Below are 25751 nucleotides of genomic sequence, written 5' to 3' on the forward strand. Positions count from 1 at the left end.
TAGCCTAGACCCCATGACCTCGGGCCGACGCAACGCACTGATCAGCGCGTACCCGACGTTGGCTCTCTTCACGCTGCTCGCCGGCCAGTTCTGGCGCAACCTGCTCGGCTGGTGGGGCTTCGGCATCGTTGCCGGCGTCGTCATCGTCGGGGCGGTGGTCCTGATCGCGACGACGAAGCCGGCATGGACGTGGCGCAGGGTGCCGAAGTCGACCTTCGTCTTCCTCGTCATCGCGACGCTCTCGATCGCGTGGTCGTTCTACCCCGGGGCATCCGCTCTTGGTGTACTGCTCACGCTCGTCACGACGCTCGTGGCCGTGGCCCTGGCGATCTGCCTGCCCTGGGCCCGCTTCGTGCACGCGCTCAGCGCCGCGATCAAATGGGTGCTGGCGCTCTCGCTGCTCTTCGAGCTGTGGGTCGCGGTCTTCATCCGCGAGCCCCTGCTGCCCAATTTCCCCGACTTCGAACCCGACGGCAAGCTGCCCATGGCGTTCTACTGGTCGCGATCGCTGCTGTTCGACGGCGGGCCCGTCGAGGGCATCGTGGCGAGCCGCAACCTGCTCGGCATGGTCGCCCTGCTGGGGCTCATCGTGTTCGGCACGCTCCTCGCAGCCGGCACCATGCGCCGCGGCTGGGGCATCACCTGGCTCGCGGTGGCCGGCCTCACGTTCGTGCTGACCCGGTCGGCAACGGTGATCCTCGTCGCGGTGATCGTGCTCATCGCCCTCGCGTTCGCACTGTGGACGCGACGGGTAGGGCCGAATCGTCGCCGCGGCGTCTACGTCACGGCAGCCGGCGTGCTCGTGGCATCCGTCACCCTGCTCGCCGTGTTCTGGAACAGCCTGCTCGAACTCTTCGGCAAGGGCGATGACCTCACCGGACGCCTCGACATCTGGAACTCGGTGATGGGCATGGTCGCCGAGCGGCCGTGGGCGGGCTGGGGCTGGGTCGGCTACTGGAACCCGTTCGTCGAGCCCTTCGATGACCTCGCCGTGCGCAAGGGCGTCGTCTACCTGCAGGCGCACAACGCCTGGCTCGACGTGTGGATGCAGGTCGGCATCATCGGCCTGCTGGCGTTCGCGGCGATCGTGATCGGCGCACTGTGGCGGTCGTGGTTCCTTTCGGTCGATCGACCGGTGGATGCCTCGGGCCGCGCGCTCCCGTATTCGGCTGCCTCGCTGCTGCCGTTGCTGGTGCTCATCGCGCTCATCGGGCAGAGTCTCGCCGAGAGCCGCATCCTCGTCGAGAGCGGTTGGGCGCTGCTCATCGCGATCGCCTGGGCTACCAAGCGGCGGCAGTGGATGCACGAGCCGTTCCCGGCCGCCCCGCCACACCGCCGATCGGCGCTCGCGGGGCCGGCCCCGGCGCCGACGGGGGTCGACGCCACGAGCGGCGACGAGGCGCGATGACGCCCAGCGGTGCGCCCGGCCCGATCGAGGCCGTGCGGGCGTTCGCAGGCTCCGCCCGCTTCGCACAGACGCTGGCGCTGCTCGCCGTCGGCCTCGCGTTCAGCACGCACGCCATCCGTGCGCTCATCGGCTGGCCCGGCCTATTGGCCGCGCTGGCAGCCCTGCTCGTGCTCTGCGGCGCCTCGCTCGTCACCCGTTGGCGGGCGATCGAGTGGTACGGCATCCTGCCGATCTCGATCCTCGTGTTCGTGGGCTGGTGCGCGGCCTCGGTGATCTGGAGCGGCACTCCCGGACTCTCGGCGCTTCGCGTCGCGTACCTGATCGCGTTCGGGGTGCTCGGCGTCTACATCGCGCTCATGCGCGACACCATCCAGATCGTGCGGGCGTTCGGCGACGCGATGCGCGTGCTGCTCGGTGTCTCGCTCGTGCTCGAGGTGTTCTCGGGGATCCTGTTCGACGTGCCGATCCGGTTCCTCGGAATCGAGGGCGACATCGCCGGCCTGGGCCCGATCCAGGGCATCTTCGGCTCGCGCAACATGCTCGGCTTCGTCGCGTTGATCGCCCTCATCAGCTTCATCGTCGAGTGGCGCATGCGCATCGTCACGCGCACGATGGCGGCGATCTCGCTCAGTCTCGCACTCATCATCCTCGCCCTCTCGGGCTCGCCGACGACCTGGATCGCGCTCGGTGCCGCCCTGCTCGCCCTCGCCGCGCTCTACGGGCTCCGACGCGTCTCGCCCGACAACCGCTGGCGCTGGCAGCTCGCACTGCTCATCATGGCGGCCGCCGCGCTCGTCACCGGCTGGATCCTCCGCGTGCGCATCATCGAACTGCTCGACGCCCGCGCCGAGTTCGACGTGCGCCTCGACGTGTGGCGGGAGCTCTCGCGCTACCTGAGCCTGAACCCCCTGCAGGGCTGGGGCTGGGTGGGCAGGTGGCCCGATGCCCCGCCGTACACGTGGATCGAGCTCGCCACGGGGCGCGCGCACGAGTCGGCGCTCAACGCCTACCTCGACGCGTACTTCCAGGTCGGTGTCATCGGCGCCGTGCTCTTCGCGACGCTCATCGGGGTGGCGCTCGTGCGCGCCTGGCTGCTCGCCTCGAACCGTCGCAGCGTGGTCTACCTGTGGCCGGCGCTCGTGCTCGTGGCCATCGCCGTGACCTCGGCAGCCGAGAGCTTCGCGCTCACCGAGGGCGGCTGGATGGCCGTCGTGATCTGCGCGGTCAAGGCGGCGCGCGACATGAGCTGGCGAGACGCACTCAAGCGAGGATGACCCTGCCAGGGGATCCTCACGAAGGCGTTCCCGAACGGTCACTCCATACGAGAGAATGTCCTGATGCGCACGACACTCCGCGGGCGCCCACAGCCCGATGCCGATGGAGGTCGCGAGCGCGTGAACACGAGCAAGGTGCTGCGGTTCGCCGGCGGTTACGGGCTGTCCGTCGCGATCAGCGGCATCGTCAGCCTCGCGGTCATTCCCGCGATCATCGTCGCTGCCGGCGCCGATGCGTGGGCGACGATCGCAGTCGCGCAGGCGGTCGCGGGCTTCGCCTTCGTGTTCGCGGTCTACGGGTGGGGGGTGGTCGGCCCGACCGAGGTCGCGAAACTCACGCCCGATCGGCGTGGCCAGTACTTCTACGACTCCCTGCTCAGCCGCACCTGGCTCTGCCTGATCGTGATCCCGGCGGCGACCGTGATCGCGATCCTCGTCATCGGCCACGATGAGCTGCTCGCGGCCCTCACCGTCACGAGCGGCATTCTCGTGGCCCTGGGTTCGGGGTGGTTCTTCGTCGGCGAGTCGAGCCCGATCCGCTTCCTGCTCATCGACACGGTGCCGCGCATTGCGGGAACGGTCGCGGGCGCCGTCGTGCTCATCGCGACCGGCGACATCATCGCGTTCGCTGCGCTGCAGCTGGCAGGCGTCGTCGCCTCGACGGCGCTCGGCGTGTGGAACATCCTCACCCGCCACCACGACTGGCGCTTCACCCTCTCGCCGATCCGCGCCGTGCGCAACCTTCGCGGCCAAGCGAGCCCCGTTGCGATGTCGGCGACCGCGTCGGTCTACGTGAACGTGCCGATCGTGCTCATCGACCTGTTCCTCCCCTCGGCCACCGCGGTTTACGCGCTGGCCGAGCGCATCGTTCGCCTAGCCCTCTACTCGACACGTCCGATCGTGCAGATCGCCCAGGGCTGGGTGCCATCGCCCGACCCGCTCGAGCAGGCCGCGCGCGCACGTCGTATCACGGCGATCGCCCTCGGCCTCGGTGCGCTCGGCGGTCTCGTGTACGCGGTCGCCGGCCCCTGGATCGGCGATGTGCTCTCGGGCGGTGAGCTCACGATCCCATTCGCGCTCGCGGTGCCGATGGGCATCAACCTCGCTGCCATCCTTGCTTCTCAGCTCACTGGCTTCGCCTGCCTCACCGCGTTCGGTCTTACCCGCGCGCTCGCCACCAGCACGATCGTCGGAGCTGTCGTGGGCACCGCGCTGATGTACCCGCTCCTGCTCTGGATCGGCGCCCCAGGCGTTGCCTGGGGGCTCGCCGCTGCCGAGCTCTGCGTGCTCATTGTGCAGCTGGCGGCACTCGTGCCCAGACTTCGCAGGCACGAGCAAGTAGTCTCGTAGGCGCGGCCGGTTCAGCGATCGGCGAAATCCACCACCACACACGGAGCAATTCAGCGTGAGCTTGACCTGGAACGAGATCCAACGCATCGTCTTCCCGCAAGACGCCGATCCCGACGTCATCTCGCTGTACGTCGATGCCGATGTCTGGGCGAAGGTCGGCGACCGCGAGGTCCGCGTCAGCGACCGCGCCCACCTCGACGACATCATCGCCCGCGACCGCTACCGCATCACCGCGGGCGACCGGGTCTCGTTCGCGAGCTACTTCAACGCGTTCCCCGCCTCGTACTGGCAGCAGTGGACGAACGTCGAGCGTATCCGTCTCGTCGTCGAAACGACCGGCGAGGGCACCCTGCTCGTCTACCGATCGACCGCGCAGGGCGTGCCGCAGCGCGTGGCATCCGAACCGTTCGCCGAGACCATGGTGCACGAGATCGAGCTGCCGGTCACGTCGTTCGGCGATGGCGGCTGGTATTGGTTCGATGTCGTTGCGAACGATGGCGAGGTCATCGTCGGCGGCGGAAGCTGGCAGACGGATGCCCCGCCGTTGCGTTCCGGCGCAGCCTCGATCGGCATCACCACGTTCAACAAGCCCGACTACTGCGTGGCTACGCTCAATGCCCTCGCCGGTGATGCCACGATCCGCGACGTCGTCGACCGGGTGTACATCGTCGACCAGGGCACGCGGCGCGTTCGCGAAGAGCGGGGCTTCGACGCCGTGGCCGCAGAGCTCGGCGACGCCCTGCACGTCATCGAGCAGTCGAATCTGGGCGGCTCGGGCGGCTTCGCGCGCTCGATGTCCGAGACGCTCGACGCCGACGAGAGTGACTTCGTCATCCTGCTCGACGACGACGTCACGATCGAGCCGGAGAGCATCGCCCGTGCCGTGCGATTCGCACGGCACACGACTCGCCCGCTCATCGTCGGCGGCCACATGTTCGACCTGCTCAACCGCCCGGTGCTTCACGCGTTCGCCGAGACCGTCGACCTGAAGCCCTTCGTCTGGCATGCGCAACCCCACGATGACGTGCCCCACGACTTCCGGGTCTCGAACCTTCGCCAGACCCCGTGGATGCACGCGCGCATGGACGCCGACTACAACGGCTGGTGGTTCTGCCTCATTCCGACCGAGATCGTGCGTGACATCGGCCTTTCGCTGCCCGCCTTCATCAAGTGGGACGATGCCGAGTACTGCCTGCGGGCACGCGATGCCGGCTACCCCACCGTGACCCTTCCGGGCGCGGCCCTCTGGCATGTCTCCTGGCTCGACAAGGACGACTCGATCGACTGGCAGGCGTACTTCCACGCGCGCAACAGGTTCGTCGCCGCGCTGCTCCATTCGCCGCACCCCGGCGGCGGAGCACTCACCACCGACAGCGAGCGCTGGGACCTCAAGCACCTGCTCTCGATGCAGTACTACCCCGTCACCCTGCGGCACCGCGCACTCCGCGACATCCTCTCGGGCCCTGCCCATATGCAGCGTGGAATGCCGACGATCCTCAGCGAGCTGCACGCCGCGGCGGCCGACTTCCCCGAGAAGACGGTACTGCGCGGCGACGACGAGATCCCGATGACGGTCGAAGGCAAGCGTGTCTACCCAGTGCCGACCGGTACGACCGGTCCGAAAGGGCCGCGAGGCATTCCGCTGGCGCTGTTCACGGTCAAGATGACGGCCCGCCAGTGGTTCACGAACCCGTCACCCACGAACGTCGCCGAGCCGCAGGTCGAGCTGTCCAAGCGCGACGGCACCTGGTTCCGCCTCCCCTACTTCGACAGCGCGCTCGTCTCGACCGCCGACGGCGCCGGCAAGGTGCGCTACACGCGTGATCGAGCGACGTTCCGGCGCCTGCTCGCTGACAGCCGCCGCCTGCACCGTGAGCTCAAGAAACGCTGGCCAGAACTTTCCCGGCAATATCGCGTGGCGCTACCCGAGATCACCTCGCCCGAAGCGTGGCGCGAGCACTTCACCGCCTAGGCGGTGCCGATTCCTGCCGTGCGTTGACGGCACGCGTCAAGTACTTCGCCGAAGCGGTCATTCGAATCGGCGCGTCTGAGGCCAGTAGGCCGAACGGGTCGAGCGTCAGGTAGAGCTCGTGAAGCCGTCGCGGGCGTGAGGCCACCTCGATGGCCCTCTCGATCGGAGACATCGGGTCGCTGAGCGTCGCGAGCAGACGGCGCTCCACAATCGAGAGCGGGCGTGACGCGCCCGGTGCTGAGACCATGATCTCGGCGATGACCTCCGCGAGTTCCCGGCGGTCGTCGAGTGCCCACTGATCGGACGACAGCCGGTTGTGCAGCGTCGAGATCACGTGGTTGCGCATGAGCTTCGTCGCGATCGCGCGCTGCGCACGACGGCCTGCAACGCGGAACGTCTCGGAGTCGAGCAAAAGGCGAACGCACTCCAGATCGTCGCGAACCGCGCGCCGCGTCTCGGTGACCCGATCGCCGGCCCCCGCATGGAGCAGATAGGCAGGGCCACCGACGTCTGCGCTGATTCGGGCCCTCGAGAACCAGACGGCAGTCGAGTACTCGACGTCTTCGCCGGTCGCGAGGCCAGGCGTCAGCCTGAGCCTGCCGAATCGCCCACGCGACAGGAGAGCGAACGTATGGGTGCGGTACGCGAGCCGATCGGCGACGGGGTCGAGACCGCTCGTGCGCCCGCGACGCAGCCGCGGTGACATGAGTGGCCCGTTCGCATCGGTCACGATCATCGGAATCACGACATCGGCGTCGTCGCGCTGCTGGATCACGAGCATCGACTGCAACGCACCCGCTTCGAGTTCATCGTCGGAATCGAGCCGGAACACGAACGCGGCGGTGGATGCCTCGAGCCCCGCATTCATCGGAGCCGCGGGGCCTCGAGTGGAATCGGAGCACTCGATAAGCTCGACACGTGCGTCGGACGACAGCGCCCCGAGCGCCTCGGCGATTGCCGCGCACGGCACCCGGTGGCACACCACAAGTACTCGCACCTCGTCACCAGCGCCGAGGAGCGCTGATCGGACCGCCCGCGCGACCGGCCGTTGCGCGTTGTGCACCGGAACGATGACGTCGACACGCGCCTCTGCGCCCGTCATGCGGCGCGGTGGTTCGCGAGCGCGGCGATCACGCGTTCCGCAGCGCGGCCATCGCCGTATGGAGCCGAGTCGGTCGGCCTCGGCAGTGGGCGCGAGACGGCCGCTGCGATCTCCTCAGCAGTCGTCGCGAGCAGGTTCCATCCGAGGTCGACCGTCTCGACCCATTCCGTCTCGGTGCGCACTGTCGTGCATGGCACGCGAAGCAAGAATGCCTCCTTCTGCAGGCCGCCGGAGTCGGTGACCACGCCGGCGCTCCTCTGGACGGCGGCGACGAGCTGCGGGTAGCGCAGCGGGCTATGCGGAGTGAGCGATCCCCGTTCGAGCCGTATGCCGAATTCCGCGGCCCTGGAAACGAGTCGGGGGTGGGCGACGATGATCACCGGACGATCGAGGGCCGCCAGCGAATCGACGATCGTGGCGAGGCGATCGGGGTCGTCGGTGTTGTCGGCTCGATGTATCGTCGCGAGGTAGTACCCGCCCGCTGGGGCGCCGAGTAGCAGCTCGTCGTCGGGCATCGCCGAGTTCGCCTCTCGCACGCGGAACAGCACGTCGGTCATGACGTCCCCGACGACGAGTGAACGTTCGCCAAGCCCTTCGGCGTTGAGATGACGCAGAGCGACTTCGGTCGGCGCAAGGCAGAGGTCGGCTGCGTGGTCGGTGAGCACGCGGTTGTGCTCCTCGGGCATGCGACGGTTGAATGACCGCAGCCCCGCCTCGAGGTGCGCGAGCGGAACATGGAGCTTCACCGCGCTGAGCGCCGCGGCAATCGTCGAATTCGTGTCGCCGTAGGCGATCACCCAGTCGGGCTGGTGCTCGTCGAGGACCGCATCCATGGCGGCGAGCATCGCTCCGGTCTGGACGCCGTGGCTGCCTGAACCGACGCCCAGATGCACGGTCGGCTGTGGAATCGCGAGGTCTTCGAAGAAGACGTCCGAGAGCAAGGGATCATAGTGCTGGCCCGTGTGCACGATGACGTGCTCGACGCCGGCCTCGGCAGCGGCACTCGCGACCGGCGCGAGCTTGACGAACTGCGGGCGGGCGCCGACGACGCTGACGATTTTCACCAGTTGATCCTAGTCGAGTGGGAGCTCGCCGGCGCGGGCGTCGTCGGGGCCCGAGTCACGGTGCACCCGATCGTTACGATGCCGTCGGAAAGCCTCCGGACAGCCAGCCCTCCAGCACGGCGGCGGACCGGCCGCCGTCGTGGAGGCCGCGAACGAAATCCGGTCCGGACGTGGCGGCCGCCTTCGCCTCCTCGGGCCGGTCGATGATCCGGCGCAGCGTCATCTCGAGATCAGCGGCGCGCGATTCGATGATCGGCAGCGTGCGGCCGGAATACGTCAGGACCGCGTCGCGCACCTGCGTCGAGACATGGGAAACCACGACCCGGCCCGCGGCGAGCGCCTCACATGCGGCCACGCCGTAATTGCCGATGCGGAACTGGTCGAGCACGATGTCGGATTCCCGGTAGATCTCAGGCATGTCGGCTGCCGGGACTCCCTGCACCCTGCGGTACCGGATCACGCCGTCGGCGTCGAGTCGAGTGAGCACGGGGTCGATGAGATCGCTGCCTTTCACGATCGCCTTGCTCGGCGCATGCACGACGATCGGCACCGCCGACCGCATCGGCGGGGTCTTGGTCTGCCAGCGGTCGGGCTGGACCACGACCGGAAGCCACTCCGCTGACGGAATGTCGAGGAGCAGGTCGGGCGTCGAGACGAAGACCCGGCGGCCAGATCTGGCGAGGAGTTCCAGATTCGTCCGGGCTCGCCGCTCGAGATCATCTGTGCGTTCCCACAAGCCCGGACGGAAGGGTGAATCAGGCTCCCACCCGGCATGGCGGCTCGGCAGACGAACGTCGGTGCCATGGCACAGGAATGCGACGTCGATACCGCGGCTCAGAAGCGCGCCGACCTCGCCCGCGACACCGCCTTCGAAGTAGCGGCCGAACAGCGGCCGCTCAGCCTCGATCAGCACATGGGTGAATGCATCGCGTACCGCCCTCCATTGGCGCCGCTGCCAGAACCGCGAGGACCTGTACACGACCTCCGAGACCGACTGATCAGCCGGATACGCGAAATCGGCGGAACTCGAGAACGCCATGTTGACGGCGGTGGCTCCGGCGACGCCTCGTTCGACCGCACGCGCCCACTCGAAGCCTTGGCCGGCGAAGTTGGCCGGTGCGATGTACAAACGAATCGCTGCGGGTTGCACGGCCGGCAGCGGGGGTGCTTCTGTCCCCGCCAGAAGTCGGCGATCGAGCCATCGCAGGATCGCGGCGGGCGCGAATCGCAGCAACTGATCGACCGATTCGTTCAGCCAGCCGGGCCACGAGTGGCGTGCTGCTCCGATTCGGGCGACCAGCGAGCGGGAGCCGGTTCTCACACGCGCTCCTGCCTCGCGCGGGTGGATCGCCCGACGATGAATGCCCCAAGGGCGAGCCGGAACGGCCCGTCGCGGTCGATCGTGCCGGCGACTGTCGGAGCCGTCAACGTCGACCAGCTGTCGGGCCGCCTCCGGACGGTCGCGAGGCGCACGAGCTCGTGCTCCTCGACTCCAGCGGCGATCGCGGCGATCAGGCGGTGGTCGGCGCGCGAAAGGGACCGCTCGAACCCGGGGGCGAAGACCCGGAGCGACGCGAGCGAGTCGTCGAGCACCGTCGGCTCTCGAGCGAGCCATCCGGGTGCACCACGGCGATTGTAGATGGCTCCGAAGACGTGCACGCGGGCGAGCTTTCGCGCAAGTGCCACCCGCGCTTGCGCGGGCAGGGCGGCCAGCTCGGCGCGACCGGTGAGTCGTGGAAGCCACTCGAGCTCGGTTGACACCGGCTTCGGCGCAAACGTGACCCGATCGATCGCATCGTCATTGATCACGTACGCAGGGCCGCCACGGTCGAACGACACTGCGGCGTCTGCGAACCAGAGCTGGGCGACGAACGCGAGGTCACCGCCGTTGCGCATCCCGGATTCGAGTCTCAGTCCGCCGAACTGCTCGCGGGAGAAGATTCCGAGCGGGGCGCTGCGATACGAGAGCCGGTCGCGGACGCCGTCGAGGTGCCGACTGCGAAATGGTCGCACCGGAGGTGAGGAGACGGTGCGCCCCGACGCGAACCGGAGTCGCGGGATCACGACGTGGGCGCGGTCGTCGCGCTGTCGCCGCAACCAGGAGTCGACGGCACCGGGCTCGAGCTCGTCATCGGACCCCATGATCCCTGTGAATTCCGCATCGGCGATCTCCAAGCCACGGTTGAACGGGCCCGACGGACTGCGAATGCCGTCGCGGAGCTCGACCAGGCGAAGGCGTGGATCAGCGGAGTGAATTCCCAGCCGCGCTTCGATGCGAGCCGCATCGAGGTCGTGGCAGACGACGGTGAGGCGAATCGCGGCATCGGTGGCGTCGAGCACAGACGCCGTGGCGCGCTCGATCGGTCGCTCCGCACTGTGGACCGCGATGACGAGGTCGACAACTGGGCGAGACACGGATCGACGGTACCAGTTCGATCGATGCGGGGATGCCGCGTCGAGTCGGCCCGCCCGGATGAGCGGGTGCGCAAGCGGGCACTGATATCGTATGGCTGGTGTCGGAACCGAACGTCGACGTCGTCATCGCAGCCCATAACCCCGAGCGTCGGATCGACCGCTCGGCGAATTCGGTGCTCCGCTCCACTCGCACCGATCTTCGCCTGAGTATCGTCTGCCACAACGCAGATCTCGACGCCGTACGGCGCGCGGCAGGTTCGGCGGCCTCCGACCCGCGGGTTCGATTCCTCGAGCTGCATGACGGCATCCCCAGTCCGTCGGGTCCGTTCAACCACGGGCTCGACCACGCAACAGCCGAATACACGTCGATCGTCGGCTCGGACGACGAACTGCAGCCGGGCGCGATCGACGCATGGGCGACGATCGCCGAACGGGACCGCGCCGACATGGTGATCGCCCGGCTCGAGTACGCGTCCGGGCGCATCTTCCCCACGCCGCCCGTGCGGGGACACCGGGCGGCACGTCTCGATGCGACGCGCGACCGGCTCGCCTACCGGAGCGCCCCCCTCGGGCTGGTGCGGCGGACGAGGTTCCCTGCGCTGCGCCTCACACCCGGTATGCGAAACGGAGGCGACCTTGCGTACGTCACCCGGCTCTGGTTCTCGGAGGCCGCGATCAGCTTCGACCGATGGGGCCCCGCCTACGTCATCCACGATGACGCCGACGATCGCGTGACGCTGCGTCGGAAGTCGATCGCCGAGGAGCTCACGTGGCTCCCGTTCCTGCTCGAGGACGCGTTCACGCTCGGACTCGCGTCGGAGGCGCGTCGATCACTCGCTGCGAAGCTCATTCGCCGCCACCTGTTCGGGGCAATCGATAACCGACCGACGACCGCCGCGTGGATCGGGGACGACCTTCCCGAACTCGCTGTCGCACTGGGCCGCGTGATTGATCTCGCCCCCAACGTCAGACAGGTGTTGTCGATCGCAGACCTGGCGTTGATCGACGCGATTCGGGGTCATGCCGGAGTCGACGAGATCCTGGCGCTCTCTGCGGCGCGCAAGGTGTTTCCGCGGCCGTCGACCGCGACGCCCGGGTCGTATCGGCATTTCCTCCACCCCGAGGCGCCGATGCCGCTGGCTCTCGCATTCCGGCGCCTGACGCGCGACACCGCACGATCAAGCTAGCCCCGCCTCAGGCGAGGCCGGCGAGCGACGCCTGAACCGCGAAGGCGGGCACCGTTCGCACGAGATCATTGAACGAGCCCGTCGCGACGATCCGGCCGCTCTCCATGTAGCACAGCTGGTCGTTGTCGCGGATCGTGGAGAGCCGGTGCGCCACCGAGATGATCGTGGTCTCGCCCCGCAGGCTGCGAATGGCGTCGGAGACGTCGGCCTCGGTCTTCGTGTCGAGGGCGCTGGTCGCCTCATCGAGGACCAGGATCAGCGGTTCACTGTAGAGCGCGCGCGCAATTCCGAGCCGCTGCCGCTGCCCACCGGAGAGCGAAATGCCGCCGTCGCCGATCCATGAGTCCATGGCACCGGGCCGGTCTGCCACGGCCTCCCAGAGCTGCGCACGCTCGAGCGCGACGCGAACACGATCGTAGTCAACCGCATCGTCCCAGGTCAGCGCGACATTCTGTGCGATGGTGCCGTTGAACAGGGCGACATGCTGCGGCACGTAGCCGACTCGGTTGCGCCATGCGCCGAGCACGTCTTCGAGCGGCTGGTCGTCGACCTGGATCGTTCCGGATGTCGGAATCAAAAGCCCGAGGAGAATGTCGATCAGGGTCGACTTGCCGGCTCCCGACGGTCCCACCAGCCCGAGCGTCGTTCCCATCGGGACGCTCAGGTCGACATCGGCCACCGACGGGCGCTCAGCGCCCGGGTACTCGAAATTGACGTCCTGGAGTTTGAGGACCCGGGGCTCACCGTCGAGCGGTTCGTGACCGATCTGCTCGGCGCGAGCGAGATATCCCCTCGCGGCCTCGATATCGCCGATCACGCTTTCGACGTGCGGCGAGTTCGCCTGAGCGTTCGTGATGAGCCCCTGGAACGAGATGAGCGCCGGAATGACCCGGAAGCCGGAGACACCGAACAGTGCCACGGAAGCGATGGCCGCAGGCAGCCCGCCTGCCACATAGGAGACGGCGCCGACGAGGAGGAACCCGCCGATGAGGGCCCCGTCGAGCACGAACTTCGGTACAGATCCCAGGAAGTACAGGTTCGCCCGCGCGCGCGTCGACACGCTGCGATTGTCGTGCACGTTCCTGGCGACATCGCCGGTCTTGTTGCGAAGGGTCACTTCTTTCATCGCGTTCACCATGTCAGTCATCAGCCGTGTCGACCGCATCGAGTAGTCGCGGTTCACGCGACCGGCTTGGATGGCTCGACGCGAGACCCAGCGATACAGGATGAGGGCGATCAGGCCGAGGTAGCCAACGGTGATGAACGCAGTGATGGGTTCGGCGATGAGCACGACGGCGAACACCGCGACGAAGGTGGCGAGCATCGAGGGCAGCGTGACGATCGGAAGCAGGAAGCCCGATGTCGTCGTCGAGATGCCGACATCGGCGAGGCGGACGAGTTCTGCGGTGTTGCGGCTGATCCGATCGACCCACGGAGCCTTGATGTAGGCATCGAAGAGGCGGTCGCCGAGCGTGAGTTCGAAGCTGGCGAACTTCCGGGTCGCATACCACTGCAACACCACGTTGAGCCCCGACTTGATGATGATGAGCAACGAGACGACGAGCAGGATCCAGACGTAGCCGTCGGTGCCGATGGTTCCGATGAGCGGCACATTGACCGGGATGCCCTGCACCATCGAGCTCAGCGAGAGAGCAAGGAGACCGAGCGCCACGACGTCGAGGAGCGTGAGCGCGCTCGAGAGAACTGCGAACCACAATAGGAATGAACGCTCCCTTTCGGGCAGCATGGGGAAGAGACGGCGGAAAGTCCGCCAGATGAGCTTCACAGGGCCGTCGGCCTCCTCGATCGAAACAGACGCCATCTTCGCACATGGCCGCTGTGTGGAAGCCCTCCCCCGGGCATGACGGCGCGACGATGCATCGTGCTCCGACTGCCCCGCGAACCTGTGGAGTCTCTTCGGAACTTGCGATTCGCGCCGTGGCCGCGCATCCTCGAGCGACATCCTTGGTACGATCCTCTGTGTCCTGCGGGCGCTGCACCCGTGTGCGCCGACTGCGTAGCCCGCGTCCGACTGCCGAGGAGAGATGTTGTACAAGGGCTTGAAAGTTGCGGTCGTCGTGCCCGCGTTCCGCGAAGCGAATCACATCGCTCGCGTGATCGAGAGCATGCCCGCCGCCGTCGACCTCGTCTTCGTCGTCGATGACTCCAGCCCCGACGACACCTATGCGGTCGCCGTCGCCGCGAGCGACGCACGCACGCACGTCACGCGCCACGAAGTGAACCTCGGCGTCGGCGGCGCGATCGTCACCGGTCACCGCCTCGCGCTCGAACACGGCGCCGATGTATCGGTCGTCATGGCCGGCGACGGCCAGATGGATCCCGACTATCTTCCGGCGCTCCTCGACCCCATCGCCGACGACGGATACGGATTCGCCAAGGCGAACCGCCTGTACTCATCGCAGAGCTTCGCAGGCATGCCCGCCTACCGCGTGTTCGGCAACATCGTCCTGACGTTCCTGACCAAGGTCTCGTCGGGATACTGGGACATGATGGATCCGCAGAACGGCTATACCGCGATCTCCCGCACCGCATTGGAACGGCTTCCTCTCGACCGGCTAGCCGAGCGATACGACTTCGAGAACGACGTGCTCATCTGGCTGAACATCCTGAACGTCCGCGTCATCGACGTTCCGATTCCAGCCGTTTACGGCGATGAGGTCTCCAGCATTCGGCTGCACAAGGTCGTCCCGAGATTGCTCGCGACGCTTTTCCGAGGATTCTGGCGCCGCTTCTGGTTCAAGTACGTCCTCTGGTCGTTCTCACCGATCGCACTGCTCGCGTTCGTAGGTCTGCCGCTGCTCATTCTCGGGGTCGTGACGGGCGTCTGGGCAGTCGCGTACTCGGCCAGCGGTTCCGGTCCGATCTCGACCGGCACCTGGCTACTCGCCGTGGCACCGAGCCTCGTCGGAATCCAGCTGCTCCTGCAGGCATTCGTCCTCGACATCCAATCGAGTCCCCGATGACGATGCGCCGCAACATCCTCCAAGCTCTCGGGTTCGCCGCCGTCGGCGGACTGAGCGCGTTAGTGGACTTCGGCGCATTCTGGTTGCTCGACCTCGCCGGCGTGTTCGCACCGCTGGCATCGGCGATGAGCTTCATGGCTGCGTTCGGCGTGAACTACCGTGGCAACAGGGATCTCGTGTTCCGCGCGCGCAGTGCTCGCGGAATGCTCATGCGCTACGTCGTGCTCGTCCTCGTGAATCTGGCATTGAGCACCGGATTGGTCGCGGCCGCGACGGCACTGGGCGTTCCCGGCGTTCCGGCGAAGATCGCATCGATGATCGTCATCGCCATCGTCAACTTCGTCGTCATGCGGATGTGGGTGTTCCGGACTCCTGCTGCCGCTCCCGAACCCGCGATTGCGCCCACGACGTGACATCGTTCATCAGCGCGGCGACGGCGAGCGTGAAAAACACCAGGCCGGGAAGCGCGTAGCGGAACGAGGTCGAACTCCCATTCGTGATGTTGTAGAGGGCGATTCCCAGGATGGCTCCGAGCAGCAGGTGGGATTCCGTGCGCCGCCACCTGAGCACGAGGGATACAAGGCTCACGAGTACGAGCACGATGAGCGCATGATCGTACACCGCAGCGGAATTGAAGTCGCCGACGAGGACATGACGCACCGTTGCGGGGATCCCCAGGAGGGCGTCGAGCAGCGTGTCGCCACCGGACTGTTCCACGAACTGGTCGAGCTGTGAGAACGACGGGAACGCTACTGACTGCAGGAGCTGCACCGCCAGCGACGTCGCGACCACGGCGACCGCAGGCGCGAGCCAGTCACGACCTCGGGTGCTGGTGAACACCGCCGCCAGGTACGCTACCGCGAATGCGCCCGCCCCAATCAGAGTCGCCTGTCGCGTGAAGGCGGAGACGACGACGACCGCCACCATCGCGACAAGCACCCATCGGGATGGTGATCGCTGGTATCGCCACGCGAGCACGACCAAGCCGGCGTTGCAGAGCGCCGAGATGCCCTCGGTCGTCATCGCGACCGAGAAATAGAGGATGAATGTGCTCGAGATGGTCAGCATCACCGTGGCGAACGCCACGCCGAGGCCGTACCGGGTCGCGATCAGTCGGGTCAGGAGCAGGAACAGCGCCAGGCCCGCACAGAATGTCACGACCGCGATGCCCGCGACTCCGAAAGCCTTCACGAGCGGCGCGGCGAGCAGGGGCAGAACGACTCGTGGCTGCACCAGGCCCCAGTTGAACATTTGGTCGAGGCTCGGTCCGCGATATTCGCCATCGAAGAGTCTGGCTGCTCGAGTGAGTTCGACGACCGCCGCGTGTGCATCCTCTTGGGACATTCCGCCGTACCACAGGCTCATCCCGAAGTAGTACTGCGAATCGGGTACGTAGAGCGGCCGGCTGCGAATCGTCGCGACGTAGAGGATGACGTAGGCCACCACAACGACGACGTAGACGAGGAGGGCGGCGCGATGGTCTGACAACCAGTTCGTGAGCCTGCCGTGCTCTCGGATGCCGTCCTGTCTCATGCCCGACACGTCCGCCCTTTCACTGTGCGCCGGTGCGACACCCGGCGAATCCCGTCGATCATACCCGTCGGCCGTCCGCAGTCGGTGCCGGGACCCCTTGTTAGGATCTGCGTATGCAAATGCTCCTTGGGCAGACCCTCATCGTGCTGCCCGCTTTCAATGAGGAGCAGTCGATCGGGTCGGTCATCGCCGAGATCGAGCAATCGATGCCCGGCGTCGCTCGCCTCGTGGTCGACGACGGGTCAGCCGACCGCACGAGCGCGGTATCGGCTGCGGCTGGGGCCGATATCCTCCGGATTCCGTTCAACCTCGGCGTCGGGGGCGCGATGCGGGCGGGCTTCCGCTTCGCGCTACAGGAGGGCTATCACACCGTCGTCCAGCTCGACGCCGATGGACAGCACGACCCCGCCGCGGTGCCCGATCTGCTACATGCGCTCGAGAACGCGGATGTGGTCATCGGCGCGCGCTTCGCCGGAGCGGGCGACTACGCGGCGAAGGGGCCGCGCAGGTGGGCCATCGGAGTGCTGTCGGCCATCCTGTCGAAGATCTGTGGGGTGCGCCTGACCGATGCGACGAGCGGTTTCAAGGCGATGGGCCCACGCGCCGTCGCGCTCTTCGCCGAGCACTATCCGGCCGAGTACCTCGGCGACACTGTCGAAGCCCTCGTGATCGCCGCGCGCGCGGGGCTGACGATCACGCAGGTTCCTACGGCGATGCGACCCCGGCAGGGCGGCGCCCCGTCACATCGACCGTTTCGTGCGACGCTCTACCTCGCACGCGCATGCATGGCCCTCGTGTTCGCGCTCATCCGTCCCGCTGTCACAGTGAGGAGCGTCGGAGAATGAGCACCGTCACGTACATTCTCGGCATCATCGCCGCCATCGTCGCCCTGCTGGCGGTCGTCGAACTCCTGCGCCGACACCGACTCAAGGAACGACACGCCGTCTGGTGGCTGCTCGCGGCGGTACTCGCGCTCTTCGTCAGCATCTTCCCGTCGACGCTGAGCGGTGCGGCACGAGTCCTCGGGTTCGGCCTTCCCAGCAACCTTGTCTTCTTCGTCAGCATCGTGATACTCGTCCTCGTGACCCTCCAGCACAGCGCAGAACTCACGACGCTCGAGGCCAAGACACGGACCCTCGCCGAAGAGGTCGCGCTCCAGCGGGTAAGGTTGGAACGGCTCGAAGCAGCTTCCGACCCCGGCAACGAGGGCACGACGGCCGATTAGCCGGACCCCGCGGTCAGTGGCGTGCGTGCGGCAGCCGGCTTCCCAGCCACGAAAGGATCCCCCAACGTGACGACCATCGCAGCGAGCGCCGACGTCTCCAACGCCGCGACCATCGGTGACGGCAGCAAGATCTGGCACCTCGCACAAGTGCGCGAAGGTGCGAGCCTCGGTGAGAACTGCATCATCGGCCGCGGAGCATACATCGGCAGCGGCGTGGTGCTCGGCGACAATTGCAAGGTGCAGAACTATGCACTCGTCTATGAGCCCGCCACGCTCGGCGACGGGGTCTTCATCGGTCCCGCTGTCGTGCTGACGAACGACACCTACCCCCGCGCCGTCGCACCAGATGGATCGCTCAAGAGCGCCCACGACTGGATCCCGGTCGGCGTCACGATCCAACACGGGGCATCGATCGGCGCGCGGGCCGTTTGTGTCGCGCCGGTCACGATCGGCCGCTGGGCGACGGTCGCCGCGGGTGCGGTCGTCACCAAGGACGTCCCCGACTTCGCCCTTGTCGCAGGCGTCCCCGCGCGGCGCATCCGATGGGTGGGCAAGGCCGGTGTACCGCTGGAGATGCGCGGCGGCGCATGGGTGTGCCCCGAGACGGGCGAACGCTACATCGAAGACGGAGAGATCCTCCGAGAGGAGCAGGCATGAGCGAGTTCATCCCGGCTGCGAAGCCGATCATCGGCGACGAGGAGCGTGCGGCAGTCGACGCCGTGCTCGCCTCTGGCATGCTGGCCCAAGGCTCTGAGGTCGCCGCGTTCGAGACTGAGTTCTCCGACGTGCTCCTCGACGGTCGCGCTTCCGTCGCCGTCAACTCGGGAACGTCGGGCCTCCATCTCGGCTTGCTCGCTGCCGGTGTCGGCCCAGGCGACGAAGTGATCGTGCCGTCGTTCACCTTCGCCGCGACTGCGAACTCGGTCGCTCTCACGGGCGCGACGCCTGTGTTCGCCGACATCGAGGCCGACCATTTCGGACTCGACGTCGGGGACGTCGCATCTCGCATCACCGAGCGCACCGTCGGCATCATGCCGGTGCACCTCTATGGGCACCCGGCGGATGTCGCGGGGCTCGGCGAACTCGCCGAGCAGCGCGGGCTCATGTTGTTCGAGGACGCCGCACAGGCGCACGGCGCAAGCGTCGACGGCCGCCGCGTCGGCACCTTCGGCACGTTCGCGATGTTCAGCCTCTATCCCACCAAGAACATGACGAGCGGCGAGGGCGGCATGGTCTCGACAGGCGACATCGAAGTCGAGCGCCGACTGCGACTTCTGCGCAACCAGGGCATGCAGAAGCAGTACGAGAATGAACTCGTCGGGTTCAATGCCCGCATGACGAACCTGCATGCGGCGATCGGGCGCGTGCAGCTCACCAAGGTGCTCCGCTGGACCGAGACTCGGCAGGCGAACGCCGCATTCCTCGACGCAAGCCTCGAGGGCGTCGTGACGCCGCCCGTCGCCGACCGCGCTGTGCACGTCTACCACCAGTACACGATCCGCGTCCCCGAAGACCGGGATGGTCTCGCCGCCGCACTTCGCGACGAGTACAACGTCGGTTCGGGCGTCTACTACCCGATCCCGAACCACCGGCTCCCCTCATTCGGCCTCGAGCTCGACCTCCCCGAGACCGAGCAAGCGGCCCGCGAGGTGCTCTCGCTTCCGGTGCATCCGTCGCTGTCGCAGGGCGACCTCGAGCGCATCGTCACCGCCGTGAACACACTCGCGAAGGCAGGTGCCTGATGGCAGACCTCCGCATCGGCGTCATCGGCCTCGGCATGATGGGCCGCCACCACGTGCGAGTGACGCGCGAGCTCGACGGGGTCGAGCTCGTCGCGGTCGCCGACGCCCAGGGCGACCCGCACGGCGTCGCCGGCGGCCTCCCGGTGCATGCGACCGTCAGCGATCTCATCTCCCTTGGCATCGATGCGGCCGTCGTCGCCGTTCCTACGGGATTCCACGAGCAGGTGGCACTCGAACTCGCCGATGCGGGCGTGCACACGCTCGTCGAGAAGCCGATCGCGAGCGACAGCATTGGTGGTGAGCGCATTGCCAGTGCGTTCGAGGAGGCCGGCCTCGTTGGCGCGGTGGGCCACATCGAACGCTTCAACCCCGCGCTCCAAGATCTGCGGCGCCGTCTCGAAGACGGCGAGCTCGGCGACATCTACCAAATCGCCACCCGACGTCAGGGCCCGTTCCCCGCGCGTATCGCCGATGTCGGAGTCGTGAAAGACCTCGGCACGCACGACATCGACCTCACGGCGTGGCTCGCCCAGTCGCCCTACCGGTCGATCTCCGCTCGCACGACGACGCGAAGCGGACGTCCGCATGAGGACATGGTGTCGGCCACGGGCCTGCTCGCCAACGGCGCGATCACGAACCACCTCGTGAACTGGCTGTCGCCGATGAAGGAACGCATCACCGTCGTCACCGGAGAGCGCGGCGCATTCGTCGCCGATACGATCAGTGCCGACCTGACGTTCTTCGCGAACGGCACCCGAACGACCGAATGGGAGTCGATCGCCGCCTTCCGCGGGGTCACCGAGGGGTCGATGACGCGGTTCGCACTCACGAAGCGCGAGCCGCTCCGTTCCGAGCACGAGGCGTTCCGCGATGCGATCCTCGGTCGCTCCCAGAACACGGTGACCATGCGCGAGGGCCTCACGACGCTGCGCGTGGCTGAAGCTGTCGTCGAGTCGGCCCGCACGGGGCGAACCCACGAGTTCGACGCCGACTGACCGATGCATGAAGCTCGTCGCGTCCTCATCGCGTCGCGGCTCTTCGCCCCTGAGGTGAGCGCCGGCGCGTTCCGCCTTCGCGCGCTCGCCAAGGGGTTCCTCCGGCGGGGATCCCGCGTGCGCGTGCTCACCACGACGCCGCCGCCCACGGCGCCGAGCACCGTCGCCGAGGAAGCTGGCCTGACCATCTCGCGATTCCCCGTGCTGCGTGATCGCGGCGGGAACGTCCGTGGCTACGTGCAGTACCTGAGCTTCGATATCCCGCTGTTCTTCCGCATGCTGTTCGCGGGCTTCGATCTCGCCGTCGCCGAGGCGCCGCCCACGACCGGCCTCGTTGTCTCACTGGTCAGTCGGCTGCATCGCAAGCCCTACGCCTACTACGCCGCCGACATCTGGACCGACGGTGTCATCGCCATGGGTGCACCGAAGATCGTCATCTCCACGATGCGGGCGCTCGAGAGCTATGTCATGCGGCACGCCGCGTGCGTCCTGTCGATCTCCGACGAGGTCAGCGACCGGCTCGAGGTATTCGGGGTCGATCGCGCGAAGATCGCCACCGTGGGCAACGGTGTCGACACGACGATGTTCTCGCCCGATGGTCCTGCCAAGTCGTTCGAGGCGCCCTACATGGTGTACACGGGCACAATGTCGGAGTGGCAGGGCGCTGAGCGTTTCGTCGAGGCCATGCCCGCCGTCCTCGAGCGGCACCCCGACGCCGTGCTCCGGTTCTTCGGCCAGGGGGCATCCGAACCGGCTATCCGAGCCTCAGCCGAGCGGCTGGCGCCCGGGAACGTCGAGCTCGGCGGTGTGGTGGCGCCGACCGAGGTCGCCGAGTGGATACGCGGCGCAGCGGCCGCGCTCGTGAGCATCGTGCCCGGCATCGGGTACGACTTCGCGCGGCCCACCAAGACCTATGCGGCCGCCGCATGCGGCACTCCCGTCATCTTCGCGGGTTCCGGCAGCGGGGCGGCGCTCGTGCGCGAACACGGCCTCGGTGACGCGGTCGACTACCGTGCCGACGCGATCGCGGCCGCGATGATCGACGCCATCGACCGATGGAAGTCGGGCGAGACGGCATCGCTGAGCGCCCAACGGGCCGCATGGGTCGAGGCGAATGCGTCGCTCGATGCCGTCGGCGCCGCCGCATCCGACGCCGTGCTGGAGGCGAGCAGGGCGTGAGGATCCTCGTCGTCACCCCGTGGTACCCGAACGACGCGAATCCCTATGCCGGCGCCTTCGTCGAACGCGACGTGCGGATGCTCCGCGTCGAGCACGAGGTGATGGTCGCGCACCTCGTGGCCCCGGCGCACTCCGATGGCAATCCGTCGATCATCGAACGCGACGGCGTTCGCGTGATTCGCATTCCGATGGCCCCGTCGGACCCTCGCCAGTGGTGGCGTGCTTCTCGTGGACTCCGGCGGCTCATGCGCGACGTCGATGCCGTGAACTCCCACGCAGCGACGTCCCTCTGGCCGCTCGTGATCGCCGGCGCATCCCGCATGAAGTGGGTGCACACCGAGCACTCTTCGGCGATCGGGTCCTCGTTCGGCGGTGGACTCGCGGCACGCCGCGCCCGTGCCATTCGTCGTGCACTGCTCGACCGGCCCTCCGTCGTCGTGACGGTGAGCGACTATCTCGGCGCGCTCGTGCAGCGTCTCGGCCGCCGTGGCCCGCTCGTCACGATCCCGAACGCGGTGGATTCCTCCGATCAGGTTCCCGCTCGGCGCACCGAGGATGGGCGCCTCCGGCTCGTCGCGGTCGGCGGGCTGAACACCGTGAAGCGGCCACTCCTCGCGATCGGCATCGTGGCGGAGCTGCGCTCACGCGGCCACGATACGACGCTGACCTGGGTCGGTGGCGGCCCCCTGATGGATGAGACAGTGATGCTCGCGACCGAGCTCGGCGTGGGCGACCATGTCGACCTCGTCGGTGCGGTGCGACCAGAAGCGGTCGGCGCCCTCCTCGTGGCATCCGATGTGTTCCTCCTACCGACGACGGGTGAGACCTTCGGCGTCGCGATAGCCGAGGCGATCGCGCACGGCCTGCCCGTCGTCGTCGGTGCGATCGGCGGGCAGGGCGAGTTCGTCGATCCTGCCGTAGGCGCGCTCGTCACCGGTGCAGATACCGCGACATACGCCGACGCCGTTGAGCAGGTCGTCGAACGGACCCGCACCATGACTGCCGAGGAGATCGCGGCCACGCTCGGCGCCCGATTCAGCGATGCTGCACGACTCGCCGCGTATGACGAGGCCTTCGCGATTGCGGCGCACCCCGCCTGAGCACCTCACATCATCTACCCATCGAGCCGTCGGGTAATCTGGTATGTCGCCTGAGAGGAACCATTCATGAACACCGACCTGCTGGTCGTCGGATCTGGCTTCTTCGGACTCACCATCGCAGAGCGCGCCGCTCGTGAGCTCGGCCTGAAGGTCACCGTGATCGACCGCAGGCCGCACCTCGGCGGCAATGCCTACAGCGAGGACGAGCCCGAGACCCGCATCGAAGTGCACCGCTATGGCGCCCACCTCTTCCACACATCGAACGAGCGCGTCTGGGAGTACGTCAACCGCTTCACGAGGTTCACCGACTACGTGCACCGCGTCTACACTCGGCACAACGGCGAGGTCTACCCGATGCCGATCAACCTCGGCACGATCAACCAGTTCTTCCGCTCCGCCCACGGGCCCGACGCCGCGCGCGATCTCATCCGCGAACAGGCTGGCGAACTCGCAGGCACCGACCCGCAGAACCTCAACGACAAGGGCATCCAGCTCATCGGGCGCCCGCTGTACGAGGCCTTCATCAAGCATTACACGGCGAAGCAGTGGCAGACCGATCCGAGTGATCTGCCGGCCGAGGTGATCTCGCGTCTTCCGGTTCGTTACACCTACGACAACCGCTACTTCAACGACACCCATGAGGGGCTCCCGGTCGACGGATACACGGCCTGGCTCGAGCGCATGGCCGACCACCCCAACATCGAAGTGCGCCTCGACAGCGATTTCTTCGACGAGTCGCAGCCGTATTCGAAGAGCAACACGGTCGGCCAAGTGCCCGTCGTCTACACCGGGCCGGTCGACCGCTACTTCGACTTCTCCGAGGGCCACCTCTCCTGGCGCACCCTCGACTTCGAGCGCGAAGTGCTTCCCACGGGTGACTTCCAGGGCACGAGCGTGATGAATTACCCCGATGCGGATGTCCCGTTCACGCGTATCCACGAGTTCCGGCACTTCCACCCCGAACGCCAATACCCGGCCGACCGCACCGTCATCATGCGCGAGTACTCGCGCTTTGCCGAGACGGGCGACGAGCCCTACTACCCCGTGAACACGGCGGCCGACCGCGAACGCCTCCTGGCCTACCGCGAGGAATCGAAGCGCGAGAAGAACGTGCTGTTCGGAGGGCGGCTCGGCACCTACAAGTATCTCGACATGCACATGGCGATCGGCTCAGCACTGTCGATGTTCGAGAATCGCCTACAGCCGTTCCTTCGGGGTACGGCCTCGCTCACGTCGGGCGACGGGGAAGCCTGATCCGGGGTAGATCACACACACGATGAATTGGTTCGACGCACTTCCCGCCGTCGCCGTCGCGGGCCTGCTCCTCGTCGGTCTCGGTGCGCCATTCGCCCTCACCGTCGGTGCTCGAGGCGTCCTGTTCCTCGGGCTGTCCGCCGCTACATCCGTCGCGATCGTCGCGGTCTCGAGCCTGGCCGCGCCCCTCGTCGGCGCGTCGTGGAACCTCGTTCCGCCGATGTTGCTGGCAGTCGTCCTCGGCGCGATCGGTCTGTTGCTACGCCGGCTGACCGTAGCTCGCGACCGGCCGCGAGGCGAATGGGGGCGCCCGCTGCTCGCGAGCGTTGCCGGCATCGCGATCGGCGCCGTACTTATCGGCCGAAACCTGCTGGCTGGGATCGGCTCGCCCGATCACCCATCGCAGACCTACGACGCGGTCTTCCACCTCAATGCCGTGCGTTGGATCCTCAACCACGACGACGCGTCGCCGTTGCACCTCGTCATGACGACGCCGGGCTCGTCGACGGGCTTCTATCCCACGGTATGGCATGCCTTCACGAGCATCGTCGTACAACTGACGGGCACCGACATCGTCGTCGCCGCCAACTCGATGGCCATCGTCATGGCGTGCCTCGTCTGGCCGATCGCAGCAGTCTTCCTCGTTCGCGCACTGTTCGGCGCGAACTCCGTCGCGCTGGCAATCGCAGGTGCACTCAGTGCCGGGTTCGCGGCCTTCCCGCTGACGCTCCTTTGGTTCGGCGTGCTGTATCCGAACGTGCTCGCGATCGCGCTGCTCCCGGTCGCCCTCGGCTGCATGGTGCTCGCGCTGCGCCCGAACTCCGACGGCAGTGCCGATCTCACGCGATTCGGCTGGTGGGGGGCTGCACTCACAGCGACGGCCGGAGTCGCCCTCTCCCACCCGAATGCGCTGTTCGGACTGTTCGTGCTCAGCGCGCCGCTGATCATCCAGGCAACAGTTCGATTCATCCGTTCCGACCGCGGCGCACTCGTGCGGCTCGCCGTCGGCGGTGGGGCTGTGGCGGCACTCACCATCGAGGCCATCCTCTGGACCCGGTTCGGCACAAGCGACAACGGGTGGGTGCCGAATCGCACCTTCATCGATGCCGTGATCGAGGCGCTCACCAACGGCCCGCTCGAGATCACGGTCGGCGTCGTCGTCACTGTACTCGTCGTCATCGGCATTGTGGGCGTGTTCCTGCGCCGCACGCCCATCTGGCTCGTGATCTCGTACGGCCTCACGGTACTGCTGTTCGCCGTTGCGAACGGCGGACCCGAGGGCGCTCTGCGCACCGCCCTCACCGGGCTCTGGTACAACGACGCGTTCAGGCTCGCAGCGATGCTGCCCGTCACCGCCCTGCCCCTCGCGACGATGGGGCTCGTCATGCTGGCCCAATGGACGTGGCGCGGCATCCGACGCGACTCTCCCGACAGTACGACCCACCCTCGAACCCGCATCGCGACCGCTGTCGCCGCGATGGTCGTCGTCCTCGCCGTCGCAGGCACGCAGTTCGGTGGAGTACAGACCACCAGCGGCCACCTGGCGGACGCGTACCGGTTCTCGGACCGCAGTCCCGTGCTGAGCCCCGATGAGGTCGCCGTCTTCGACGATGTCGCCGAACTCACACCCGCTCATACGGTCATCGCCGGGAACCCGTGGAACGGGAGTTCGCTCGTCTACGCATATGTCGACCGGATGACGCTGTTCCCCCATCTCGGCGGGCGCTATCCCGACACATTCTGGGGTGTCGCCGAAGGTCTCGGTGAGGGCGATCCCGCAGCGTGCGCTGCCGCCGAGGACATCGGCGTGGAGTACGTCCTCGACTTCGGCGACCACTTCGTCTTCGCGAACGACCGACGATCCGAACTGTACCCGGGCCTCACCGACCTAACCGATCCGTCCGCGCTCACGTTGCTCGCCGAGCACGGGGACGCGAAACTGTACGAGGTGACCGGCTGTTGAGGCC

The 25751-nt window shown here is 67.3% G+C and carries 22 protein-coding genes; 16 read left to right on the forward strand and 6 right to left on the reverse strand.

The genetic code is table 11. The annotated features are described in order from the left end of the window. Positions 1-13: 13 nt before the first annotated feature. From ABD164_RS04955 to ABD164_RS04970, 4 genes are all read left to right on the forward strand, one after another. Positions 14-1408, forward strand: a complete 1395-nt coding sequence (locus ABD164_RS04955) for an O-antigen ligase family protein (protein WP_344294023.1) — start codon at positions 14-16, stop codon at positions 1406-1408. Beyond that, the gene (locus ABD164_RS04960) at positions 1405-2682 is read left to right on the forward strand and encodes an O-antigen ligase family protein (protein WP_344294025.1); all 1278 of its coding nucleotides are present in this window, start codon (positions 1405-1407) and stop codon (positions 2680-2682) included. Before ABD164_RS04955 ends, ABD164_RS04960 begins: the two co-directional genes overlap by 4 nt. Before the next feature lie 63 nt (positions 2683-2745). Then, on the forward strand, positions 2746-4032 hold the full coding sequence (locus ABD164_RS04965) for a lipopolysaccharide biosynthesis protein (protein ID WP_344294027.1): 1287 nt from the start codon (positions 2746-2748) through the stop codon (positions 4030-4032). A 55-nt stretch (positions 4033-4087) separates the two neighbouring features. After that, entirely contained in the window at positions 4088-6004 is a 1917-nt protein-coding gene (locus tag ABD164_RS04970) for a glycosyltransferase (RefSeq protein ID WP_344294029.1), read from the forward strand. Here the strand turns inward: ABD164_RS04970 and ABD164_RS04975 are convergent. The 4 genes from ABD164_RS04975 to ABD164_RS04990 form a co-directional block, all read right to left on the reverse strand. After that, positions 5994-7106 (reverse strand): glycosyltransferase family 2 protein, encoded by a 1113-nt coding sequence (locus ABD164_RS04975; RefSeq protein ID WP_344294031.1) that lies wholly within the window; start codon positions 7104-7106, stop codon positions 5994-5996. The two genes, ABD164_RS04970 and ABD164_RS04975, sit on opposite strands and share 11 nt — an antisense overlap. Further along, a complete protein-coding gene (wecB, locus tag ABD164_RS04980) occupies positions 7103-8170 on the reverse strand; it encodes a non-hydrolyzing UDP-N-acetylglucosamine 2-epimerase (protein WP_344294033.1) in 1068 nt (355 codons plus the stop codon). The genes ABD164_RS04975 and wecB overlap by 4 nt, the downstream gene beginning before the upstream one ends. A gap of 73 nt (positions 8171-8243) precedes the next feature. Beyond that, positions 8244-9491 carry a glycosyltransferase gene (locus tag ABD164_RS04985; protein ID WP_344294035.1) on the reverse strand — a complete coding sequence of 416 codons (1248 nt, stop codon included), beginning with the start codon at positions 9489-9491 and terminating at the stop codon, positions 8244-8246. Beyond that, a complete protein-coding gene (locus tag ABD164_RS04990) occupies positions 9488-10585 on the reverse strand; it encodes a glycosyltransferase (protein ID WP_344294036.1) in 1098 nt (365 codons plus the stop codon). The genes ABD164_RS04985 and ABD164_RS04990 overlap by 4 nt, the downstream gene beginning before the upstream one ends. Before the next feature lie 98 nt (positions 10586-10683). Between ABD164_RS04990 and ABD164_RS04995 the strand changes: the two genes are divergently transcribed. Next, the gene (locus ABD164_RS04995) at positions 10684-11772 is read left to right on the forward strand and encodes a glycosyltransferase family 2 protein (RefSeq protein ID WP_344294037.1); all 1089 of its coding nucleotides are present in this window, start codon (positions 10684-10686) and stop codon (positions 11770-11772) included. 7 nt (positions 11773-11779) lie between these two features. On the opposite strand, the gene ABD164_RS05000 is transcribed toward ABD164_RS04995, so the two are convergent. Next, positions 11780-13519 (reverse strand): ABC transporter ATP-binding protein, encoded by a 1740-nt coding sequence (locus ABD164_RS05000; protein ID WP_344294039.1) that lies wholly within the window; start codon positions 13517-13519, stop codon positions 11780-11782. A 298-nt stretch (positions 13520-13817) separates the two neighbouring features. Between ABD164_RS05000 and ABD164_RS05005 the strand changes: the two genes are divergently transcribed. Together ABD164_RS05005 and ABD164_RS05010 are read left to right on the forward strand one after the other, a co-directional pair. After that, complete coding sequence (locus tag ABD164_RS05005; protein WP_344294041.1) at positions 13818-14756, forward strand: glycosyltransferase family 2 protein; 939 nt, start codon at positions 13818-13820, stop codon at positions 14754-14756. Continuing rightward, positions 14753-15169: a GtrA family protein gene (locus ABD164_RS05010; protein ID WP_344294043.1), complete on the forward strand. Its 417-nt coding sequence runs from the start codon at positions 14753-14755 to the stop codon at positions 15167-15169. Before ABD164_RS05005 ends, ABD164_RS05010 begins: the two co-directional genes overlap by 4 nt. On the opposite strand, the gene ABD164_RS05015 is transcribed toward ABD164_RS05010, so the two are convergent. Next, on the reverse strand, positions 15102-16289 hold the full coding sequence (locus ABD164_RS05015; RefSeq protein ID WP_344294045.1) for a hypothetical protein: 1188 nt from the start codon (positions 16287-16289) through the stop codon (positions 15102-15104). The genes ABD164_RS05010 and ABD164_RS05015 overlap by 68 nt on opposite strands. Before the next feature lie 113 nt (positions 16290-16402). Between ABD164_RS05015 and ABD164_RS05020 the strand changes: the two genes are divergently transcribed. The 9 genes from ABD164_RS05020 to ABD164_RS05060 all read left to right on the forward strand — a co-directional run bounded on the left by ABD164_RS05020 (position 16403) and on the right by ABD164_RS05060 (position 25747). Continuing rightward, positions 16403-17134, forward strand: a complete 732-nt coding sequence (locus ABD164_RS05020; protein WP_344294047.1) for a glycosyltransferase family 2 protein — start codon at positions 16403-16405, stop codon at positions 17132-17134. Further along, entirely contained in the window at positions 17131-17514 is a 384-nt protein-coding gene (locus ABD164_RS05025) for a DUF2304 domain-containing protein (protein WP_344294049.1), read from the forward strand. Before ABD164_RS05020 ends, ABD164_RS05025 begins: the two co-directional genes overlap by 4 nt. A 66-nt stretch (positions 17515-17580) precedes the next feature. Continuing rightward, entirely contained in the window at positions 17581-18171 is a 591-nt protein-coding gene (locus ABD164_RS05030) for an acyltransferase (RefSeq protein ID WP_344294051.1), read from the forward strand. Beyond that, entirely contained in the window at positions 18168-19256 is a 1089-nt protein-coding gene (locus ABD164_RS05035; RefSeq protein ID WP_344294053.1) for a DegT/DnrJ/EryC1/StrS family aminotransferase, read from the forward strand. The genes ABD164_RS05030 and ABD164_RS05035 overlap by 4 nt, the downstream gene beginning before the upstream one ends. Next, positions 19256-20251 carry a Gfo/Idh/MocA family oxidoreductase gene (locus tag ABD164_RS05040; protein ID WP_344294055.1) on the forward strand — a complete coding sequence of 332 codons (996 nt, stop codon included), beginning with the start codon at positions 19256-19258 and terminating at the stop codon, positions 20249-20251. Before ABD164_RS05035 ends, ABD164_RS05040 begins: the two co-directional genes overlap by 1 nt. 3 nt (positions 20252-20254) lie before the next feature. Next, positions 20255-21430 carry a glycosyltransferase family 4 protein gene (locus ABD164_RS05045; protein WP_344294057.1) on the forward strand — a complete coding sequence of 392 codons (1176 nt, stop codon included), beginning with the start codon at positions 20255-20257 and terminating at the stop codon, positions 21428-21430. Then, positions 21427-22530, forward strand: a complete 1104-nt coding sequence (locus tag ABD164_RS05050) for a glycosyltransferase (protein WP_344294059.1) — start codon at positions 21427-21429, stop codon at positions 22528-22530. The genes ABD164_RS05045 and ABD164_RS05050 overlap by 4 nt, the downstream gene beginning before the upstream one ends. Before the next feature lie 66 nt (positions 22531-22596). Next, complete coding sequence (gene glf, locus ABD164_RS05055; protein WP_344294061.1) at positions 22597-23784, forward strand: UDP-galactopyranose mutase; 1188 nt, start codon at positions 22597-22599, stop codon at positions 23782-23784. Positions 23785-23806: 22 nt separating this feature from the next. Continuing rightward, positions 23807-25747 (forward strand): DUF6541 family protein, encoded by a 1941-nt coding sequence (locus ABD164_RS05060; RefSeq protein ID WP_344294063.1) that lies wholly within the window; start codon positions 23807-23809, stop codon positions 25745-25747. Positions 25748-25751 lie beyond the last annotated feature (4 nt).

Source organism: Agromyces neolithicus, assembly GCF_039529735.1.
GTDB classification, from domain to species: Bacteria; Actinomycetota; Actinomycetes; order Actinomycetales; family Microbacteriaceae; genus Agromyces; species Agromyces neolithicus.

Excerpts from the sequence above, each read along its gene's own strand:
- ABD164_RS04955 (WP_344294023.1), top strand. The coding sequence starts at position 14 with ATGACCTCGGGCCGACGCAACGCACTGATCAGCGCGTACCCGACGTTG.
- ABD164_RS04960 (WP_344294025.1), top strand. The coding sequence starts at position 1,405 with ATGACGCCCAGCGGTGCGCCCGGCCCGATCGAGGCCGTGCGGGCGTTC.
- ABD164_RS04965 (WP_344294027.1), top strand. The coding sequence starts at position 2,746 with ATGCGCACGACACTCCGCGGGCGCCCACAGCCCGATGCCGATGGAGGT.
- ABD164_RS04975 (WP_344294031.1), bottom strand. The coding sequence starts at position 7,106 with ATGACGGGCGCAGAGGCGCGTGTCGACGTCATCGTTCCGGTGCACAAC.
- ABD164_RS05000 (WP_344294039.1), bottom strand. The coding sequence starts at position 13,519 with ATGCTGCCCGAAAGGGAGCGTTCATTCCTATTGTGGTTCGCAGTTCTC.
- ABD164_RS05005 (WP_344294041.1), top strand. The coding sequence starts at position 13,818 with ATGTTGTACAAGGGCTTGAAAGTTGCGGTCGTCGTGCCCGCGTTCCGC.
- ABD164_RS05010 (WP_344294043.1), top strand. The coding sequence starts at position 14,753 with ATGACGATGCGCCGCAACATCCTCCAAGCTCTCGGGTTCGCCGCCGTC.
- ABD164_RS05015 (WP_344294045.1), bottom strand. The coding sequence starts at position 16,289 with ATGAGACAGGACGGCATCCGAGAGCACGGCAGGCTCACGAACTGGTTG.
- ABD164_RS05020 (WP_344294047.1), top strand. The coding sequence starts at position 16,403 with ATGCAAATGCTCCTTGGGCAGACCCTCATCGTGCTGCCCGCTTTCAAT.
- ABD164_RS05025 (WP_344294049.1), top strand. The coding sequence starts at position 17,131 with ATGAGCACCGTCACGTACATTCTCGGCATCATCGCCGCCATCGTCGCC.
- ABD164_RS05035 (WP_344294053.1), top strand. The coding sequence starts at position 18,168 with ATGAGCGAGTTCATCCCGGCTGCGAAGCCGATCATCGGCGACGAGGAG.
- ABD164_RS05040 (WP_344294055.1), top strand. The coding sequence starts at position 19,256 with ATGGCAGACCTCCGCATCGGCGTCATCGGCCTCGGCATGATGGGCCGC.
- ABD164_RS05045 (WP_344294057.1), top strand. The coding sequence starts at position 20,255 with ATGCATGAAGCTCGTCGCGTCCTCATCGCGTCGCGGCTCTTCGCCCCT.
- glf (WP_344294061.1), top strand. The coding sequence starts at position 22,597 with ATGAACACCGACCTGCTGGTCGTCGGATCTGGCTTCTTCGGACTCACC.
- ABD164_RS05060 (WP_344294063.1), top strand. The coding sequence starts at position 23,807 with ATGAATTGGTTCGACGCACTTCCCGCCGTCGCCGTCGCGGGCCTGCTC.